Below are 7,227 nucleotides of genomic sequence, written 5' to 3' on the forward strand. Positions count from 1 at the left end.
AGATTTCAAAGGCGAAATCCGGGATTTTCTTAGAATTCCCGGAGCGAATCGAGACAAAAAACTATGTCCCGGCTCGGATTAATAATCCTGCCGGTTTATTGATGTCTTTAACGAAGGTGTCTAACAGGTAGTATTTTGTCGAATGATAATCGATGCAATTCCAAACTAAAATCAAGATAGTCACCCCGATCTATTTTGTCAAGAGATTTATTGGAAATAAACAAGTGTACTTAACGGAATAATAAACCCGGCATGGTGAACGCCAAGTCTTTGGCTAAAGTCTGAAGCTGATTCGGGATTCGGTTGACCCGAATCCGGCCAGGGTGTTGTGAAAGTTCTTAATTTTCGTATATGTAAATATTCCCCGCTGAAGTCCGCAAATATATTTCCGGGCCGCCATCGTTTATTTCGCCCCGGATGGATGATTTGTCGATTCGACCACGAAGCGTAATAGGGAAATCGGTTTCGACCCGTCCGATCGATGTCTCGGCATCAATATTGATATTGGCGTTTTTATCCAGATATATTTCGATGCCTCCGCCCGAAGTGGTTAATTGGCAATCGTCTTCCGGCTGGCCAATAAATGAGGCGGAGATGCCTCCGCCCGAAGTGGAGGCATCAATTGAGCCCTTGAAATCATCAATATCAATACCTCCGCCGGAGGTATGAGCCTCAACAACCCCATCGACTTGATTAATTTCAATCCCGCCACCCGAGGTTTCAATGTCAATTTTGCCCTGGCACTGGTTCAAACTGATACCTCCTCCGGAAGTATGTCCGTTGATAGGTCCATCGGTACGATAAAAATGGAGACTTCCTCCGGAAGTTTCGGCATCAATATCACCTTTCAGGTCTTCAACTGAAATGCCACCTCCGGCGGTACTTAATTCGACATCATATTCAACTGGGACGGATACGTTTATATCAATTGACCGGAAATTATCTCCGTGCCTCAAAAATGACCAACCATCCCTGTCGTATTCAAGGGTAATTATAACTGAATTATCCCGTTGTTCAAATTTGACCTGAAAACGATCTAAAATAGCTTGGGCCTTATCCTCGTTTCGTGTATCAACCTCGGCTTCAATATCGGCCAAAATTCTATTGTTACCGCCGGTTGATATCCTGATCGACCCGATATCGGCTTCAACGATAAGATTCCCATTCGGTTCTACCTCGAAGGATTCATTCCAGTTCTTAACCATGCCGCCGAAAACCGGAAAGACCATAAAAATTATCAGGATTGATGTTATCAAGCCTGTTTTGAAAAATTCACGGTGAATTGATTTCATTGTTTTCTCCATTTGTGCATATTATATCGTTGGCCATAATTACGCGATAATCCCGGAAATGTTTCCTCATCCTCCTGGGAAGATTTCGATCACTCCGATAGGCTTTTGATAATTACCAACAAAGTCCTGAAAAGGCCTTGACTCCTGATTTTAAACAGATATTATCTTCGATGTAAATCGATTTTATTTGGCGTTACCAGGATGTTTTAAATTAGGAGTTTTACCTTGATGATCACGAAACAACAGGCCCTTGACTACCATGCTAAGGGCAGGGCCGGCAAAATTGAGGTGACATCCACCAAGCCGTGCCACACTCAGCTTGATCTTTCTCTGGCTTACACACCCGGAGTTGCCCAGCCGTGCCTGGAGATCAAGGATAATCCGGCTGATGTCTACAAGTACACGGCCAAAGGTAATCTTGTCGCCGTTGTTTCCAACGGAACCGCCGTTTTGGGGCTGGGCGATATCGGGGCCGCGGCCGGAAAACCGGTGATGGAGGGGAAAGGTGTTTTGTTCAAACGTTTTGCCGATGTCGATGTGTTCGATATCGAACTGGATACCCATGATCCCGATGAAATCATAAAATGCTGTCAGCTTCTGGAACCAACCTTCGGCGGGATTAATCTGGAGGATATTAAGGCCCCGGAATGTTTCTATATCGAAGAAACGCTGAAAGAGACGATGAATATTCCGGTATTTCACGATGACCAGCATGGCACGGCCATTATTTCCGGAGCCGCTTTGCTGAATGCCCTGGAATTGGTCGGTAAGGATATTGCCAAGGTCCGGGTGGTTTATTCCGGAGCCGGAGCGGCGGGAATTGCCTGCGCCAAGCTATATTGCGCTCTCGGAGTGAACCCGCAGAATATACTAATGATTGATTCCAAGGGAGTAATGTATGAAGGGCGCGGCGATAATTATAATAAGTACAAAGCCGAATTTGTCCGCAAGACCGATTGCCATACGCTGGCCGATGCCATGAGGGGAGCCGATGTGTTTGTCGGCGTTTCGGTAAAAGATACGGTTAATCAGGATATGGTGCGATCGATGGCCGAGAATCCAATCCTTTTTGCCATGGCTAACCCTGATCCGGAAATCACTTATCCCGATGCCGTTGCCGCCCGAAAAGATGTCATTATGGCGACGGGCCGGTCGGATTACCCCAATCAGGTGAACAATGTTCTGGGATTTCCATTCATTTTCCGTGGGGCTCTGGATGTGAATGCGCGGGCCATCAACGATGAGATGAAAATTGCGGCTGTCAAGGCCCTTGCCAGCTTGGCCAAGGAAGATGTTCCCGACGCGGTTGCGCGGGCATATGGTGTTGATCATTTCAGATTCGGCCGGGATTATATCATTCCCAAGCCGTTTGATCATCGCGTTTTAACCTGGGAGGCCGTGGCTGTGGCCCGGGCGGCAATTGATTCCGGGGTAGCCCGGAAACAGATCGATATTGAAAAATACGGGCACGAGTTGGAAAAGAGAATCGGTAAAGGTCGGGTGATCATGAGCGTTGTTACCGACAAAGCTCGCAAGAATCCCAAACGGGTGGTTTTCCCAGAAGGTGATTCCGGCCGTATTCTTCGGGCCGCCCATACCGTTATGACCGAAGGCATCGGGAAACCGGTAGTTCTGGGCGATCCGGAGCAGATTAAGACTGTGGCCAAGGAACATGAAATCGATATCGATGGAATCGAGATCATTAATCCCGTGATATCGCCGAAACGTCAGGCTTATGCCGAGCAATTTTATGAAAAACGGCATCGTCGCGGAATTACCAGAGATCAGGCCTTATGGACCCTGCGCGATCGAACTTATTTCGGAATAATGATGCTTGATCAGGGGGATTGCGATGCGGTTCTTTCGGGGGTATCCTCGACATATCCGACAACCATCCGTCCGGCCCTGCAGATCATTCCGATGAGGGAGGGTATTAAAAAGGTATCAGGGCTTTTTGCCATGATCCAGAAGGACAAGGTCTACCTGTTTGCCGATACTACGGTCAATATAAATCCGACCGCAGAGGAATTGGCCGATATCGCCATTTCGGCATCTCATGTTGCCAAGGCTTTCAATATCGAGCCCCGGATTGCCATGCTGTCGTTCTCCAATTTCGGTTCGGCCCGATATCCGGAATCATCCAAAGTGGCCGAGGCGGTCAGCCTGGTGCGGAATAAAGATCCGAAACTGGTGATCGAGGGCGAAATACAGGCCGATACAGCGCTGATGCCCGAGATGATGGAAAAATACTATCCTTTCTCGGAACTCAAGGAGGCCGCCAATGTATTTATTTTCCCGGATTTGAATTCGGGTAATATTGCCTACAAGCTGTTGCAACGCATGGGCGGATTAATGGCCGTCGGACCGATTTTGATGGGCCTGTCAAAACCGGTTCATATCCTGCATCGCTCACTTGACGTCAACCAGATTGTTGATATGGCGGCTATCGCCGTAGTCGACGCTCAGGAAAACGAGAAAAGGGCGAAGAAAAAGTAAGTCAATTTGTTTCCAATAAGGCCGGATACTGATATTATCCGGCCTTTTTTATTGGCGACACGACCGCCTGAGATTTCAGAACAAGAATCAGTTGCCCGATCGGGGATTATTGAATATTTTCCGGTATGGAAATTCTTGCCGATGATCCCCGAACGGCTGTTCCTTTTTGGGCTGTGCAATCTTCATGGAAAAAAATTGCCTTAGATGATTTAACCGAGGAACTTCGCCCGGCCGCGCAACGAATTTTCCCGACCGGTTTTATTTATCGAACAATGGTCGAATTCAACTCGGACTGGCGATATTTATTGCTGGTCGATCATGCCAAAGAATCGCATTATGACATAATAACCGGATTATGTCATGACGGTGCGGCTCTTCCGGGGAAGATGCTTTGTCTGGCCGGTTCGGGAGAGGGTTTCCATGGATTTCATGCTCGACCCTGGGTCAGTCCGCCGGGTAATATCTATCTGGTGGTTTACCTGTCGCCGGGTCAGCCGGTTAAAAATTTCGGGCCCGGTTTCATGGTTCTGGCGGCAGTTTCGGCGGTGGAAGCCATAGATGAGTTCGCAGACCTTAAGGATCGGGCCCAAATTAAGTGGGTCAATGATATCTGGGTGGATAACCACAAGGTCGGCGGGGTGCTGGCCTATTCCCAGGTGGAGGGGAATATTGTCACCGGGGTAGTGCTGGGAATAGGGCTTAATGTTGAAACCACTCCCCGGGTGACGCCGTCGCTCTTTGTTCCGCGGGCGGGATGTCTGGCCGATTTCTCCGAATCGGAAGAGTGCCGCCGGGATTTTTTCCTGCAAAGCCTGATTGACCGACTGGGAAAGAACTGCGGACGGTTGCTCCGAGGTGAATATCCGGCTCTACTCGAAATTTACCGTTCCCGGTCGATAATAATCGACCGGATGGTCGAAATTATTCCTGACACTCCAGACGAGAAACAGGAACCGTCGGTTTCAGGGCGGGTGAGGGGTATCGGCGAGAATCTGGAAGTGTATTTGGATGGGCGGACCAGTCCAATCAGGCAGGGACGGCTGGTTATAAAGAACTGACATATTTCGTTGAGGGTTAAATCCGGACATATAAATCTGTCGATTTTTCAACAAGATATTATTCATGTACTCAGGCAAAATGGGTTCGTTTTGTCCTTTGAGGATTTTTTTTGAAAATGGGTTCGTTTCATCAGTAAAAAGGTTTCTTGCGTGATTCGGTATATAAACGGTGTGATTTTTGTCCGGTGTATGCAGGAGGTATGGGTATTCATACAAGATGGGGAAGGGAATGGATTAAGGGTGATGTGGTGGGGAAAATGGGAGGCTGCCGCCCAGGAAAATGTTCAAAGTCCCCTCTTGAGAGGGGATTTAGGGGTGTGTAAAGCGGATTGGATAACACACCCCGTCTCCGCCTGCGGCGGATCCACCCCTCTCGAGAGGGGATAAAGATGGATTCCCGATCGGGTCGGGAATGACGGACTTTTTTCGGGAATGACAAGAAGGGAGCGGGAAAGATATAAAATTTCGGTGGTAAATGAGGGGGGGCCCGTACACGAAATGAGGAGGGCTGTCGCCCAGGAGAAAAGAAACCCACCTAAAAGGCGGGCCGCCCGGTCCTATTTTTGGGGGAATCTCACTTTTGACCTGCTCAGCAATGTACCCGGTTGTACATGGGGGTTGAAATTAACGGGAGAAAGGAATATTGTTGAAGCTGTATGGATTTCGACCTGCTGAGGCTTTTACGCAATCCCAGTTTTTGCAATCAGTTGTCGGGTGGGGGCGGAAAATCTGGAAGTGTTGTAATTCGGGGATCGCCAATTATATATAGGCCGCCAATATCATATAATCCAATAGCATAGTATATATTTGTTTGATTTGTATCATAAGAATTATCCGAATATGACAAACTATCTTTCTTATAAATGGATGTTACAATATCATCCTGTTCGGTTATAAGTTCATCGTATGAACGAAATATGGTATAGCATTCAAAATCATGCAATAGGCATGAATCCCACATTAATAATATGCCATCGCTATAATACCATGCGATTAATGGAATAAGCTCAGTCGGAGCCGCATTCAAGGTAAAGTTGGAATCGATAGGTCCCAATGTCTCATGGTCAAATATGTCGAAAGATAATATACGAAAATAGTATTTTGACGTATCAATCAAATTCTGTACATAATATGTCGTATCTTCAATATTGGAAATGGTGTCACTATGGTGTACGGTTAAATACGTGATCGGCACTGCAGTATCATAGTACAACATATATCCGGCGAAATCCAGTTCATTGCTCCTATTCCAGATAACGCGGCATGTCGATTCATTGGTTCCCGAAAAATCTATTATTCCAATAGGCTGTGGATAAAAGAGCAATGTGTCCGTATAGCATATAACGGTACCTGATCCAACTGTATTATTATCAGTATCAGTGGCTTGCGCGTAGATAATATGGGCACTTTCATGCGAACACTCATGCGCATCCCATTGAATCTGGTAGGGGGGCATTATATCGACACCAATATATAGTGTGTCCGCAAAAAACTCCACCTTGATTATGCCCTTGTCATCGATTGCTTGCGCCTGAATGTATATCATGTCAGATATATATGACCCGTTCTGTGGAGATATTATAGCAACTTGGGGCAGACCGGATATAGGTTCCCTGACAATATTTGATATTTCTGAGATATTGCCTGCATTATCCAATGTTTTAATTGCAAAACAATAATTACTGTCGGGTATTAATCCAGTAACCAAAAATTGTTGGTTATTACCAGCAGTAATTGGTAATGGCATATAAGGGTTGGCATAAGCATTTGTCCAGTTTTTTAAAATATTACTATCTGTCGTAAAACGTAAATCATACTTTGTTGCCAAACCGCTATAGCCGTCATCCCCGGGAGCCATCCACGATAGCAGGCAGGTTGAATCTACGGGTCCCAAAATTGTCAGGTTAAATATTTTTCCGGGCGGTATTATATCAATTTCGGCAGTATCTGTGCCCTTATTGGAATCACTACTACACCCCATGATAATCATCGAATAACTAATCAAGGCCATTATAAAAGTGATAAAAAGTGAAATTGTTTTTTGGGTCATTAATATATTTCCTCCATTCATCATTTTGTTGTCGGATTACTCACGAATTCGCCAAGTTTTGTTCGCTCGGGATTCGGCTTTTCAGAGGATAATATAATAATAATTAGATAATAAGGCCATTTGTCAAGAGGAAAGTGGGATTTGTTGCGGGAGTAATCCATGTTGGTGACAGAGGATGTCAGTGAAGGGATTGATGAGGGAGGATGGATTCCCGATCGGGTCGGGAATGACGGAAAAGGGAAGCGGGAATGACGGAAAAGGGAAGGGAATGATGGAAAAGGGGGTCGGGAATGACATAGAAGAGCCGGGAATAACAGACTTTTTTCGGGAA

4 protein-coding genes are annotated in these 7,227 nt (G+C 46.2%); 2 read left to right on the forward strand and 2 right to left on the reverse strand.

Features of this window, described 5'->3' with window-relative positions; translation table 11 throughout:
• Nucleotides 1-338: 338 nt before the first annotated feature.
• Nucleotides 339-1,292 carry a DUF4097 family beta strand repeat protein gene (locus JXQ28_14460; GenBank protein MBN2278936.1) on the reverse strand — a complete coding sequence of 318 codons (954 nt, stop codon included), beginning with the start codon at nucleotides 1,290-1,292 and terminating at the stop codon, nucleotides 339-341.
• A 228-nt stretch (nucleotides 1,293-1,520) separates the two neighbouring features.
• Here JXQ28_14460 and pta point away from each other — a divergent pair, with 228 nt between their 5' ends.
• The gene (gene pta, locus JXQ28_14465) at nucleotides 1,521-3,788 is read left to right on the forward strand and encodes a phosphate acetyltransferase (protein MBN2278937.1); all 2,268 of its coding nucleotides are present in this window, start codon (nucleotides 1,521-1,523) and stop codon (nucleotides 3,786-3,788) included.
• Nucleotides 3,789-3,913: 125 nt separating this feature from the next.
• Nucleotides 3,914-4,846, forward strand: a complete 933-nt coding sequence (locus JXQ28_14470; protein MBN2278938.1) for a hypothetical protein — start codon at nucleotides 3,914-3,916, stop codon at nucleotides 4,844-4,846.
• 703 nt (nucleotides 4,847-5,549) lie between these two features.
• On the opposite strand, the gene JXQ28_14475 is transcribed toward JXQ28_14470, so the two are convergent.
• Nucleotides 5,550-6,896 carry a hypothetical protein gene (locus JXQ28_14475; protein ID MBN2278939.1) on the reverse strand — a complete coding sequence of 449 codons (1,347 nt, stop codon included), beginning with the start codon at nucleotides 6,894-6,896 and terminating at the stop codon, nucleotides 5,550-5,552.
• Nucleotides 6,897-7,227 lie beyond the last annotated feature (331 nt).

Source organism: Candidatus Zixiibacteriota bacterium, from assembly GCA_016933955.1.
Lineage (GTDB): Bacteria > Zixibacteria > MSB-5A5 > GN15 > PGXB01 > JAFGTT01.

Bases quoted from the DNA above. Each gene is read 5' to 3' on its own strand.
- JXQ28_14475 (MBN2278939.1), bottom strand. From the start codon at position 6,896: ATGACCCAAAAAACAATTTCACTTTTTATCACTTTTATAATGGCCTTG.
- pta (MBN2278937.1), top strand. From the start codon at position 1,521: ATGATCACGAAACAACAGGCCCTTGACTACCATGCTAAGGGCAGGGCC.
- JXQ28_14470 (MBN2278938.1), top strand. From the start codon at position 3,914: ATGGAAATTCTTGCCGATGATCCCCGAACGGCTGTTCCTTTTTGGGCT.
- JXQ28_14460 (MBN2278936.1), bottom strand. From the start codon at position 1,292: ATGAAATCAATTCACCGTGAATTTTTCAAAACAGGCTTGATAACATCA.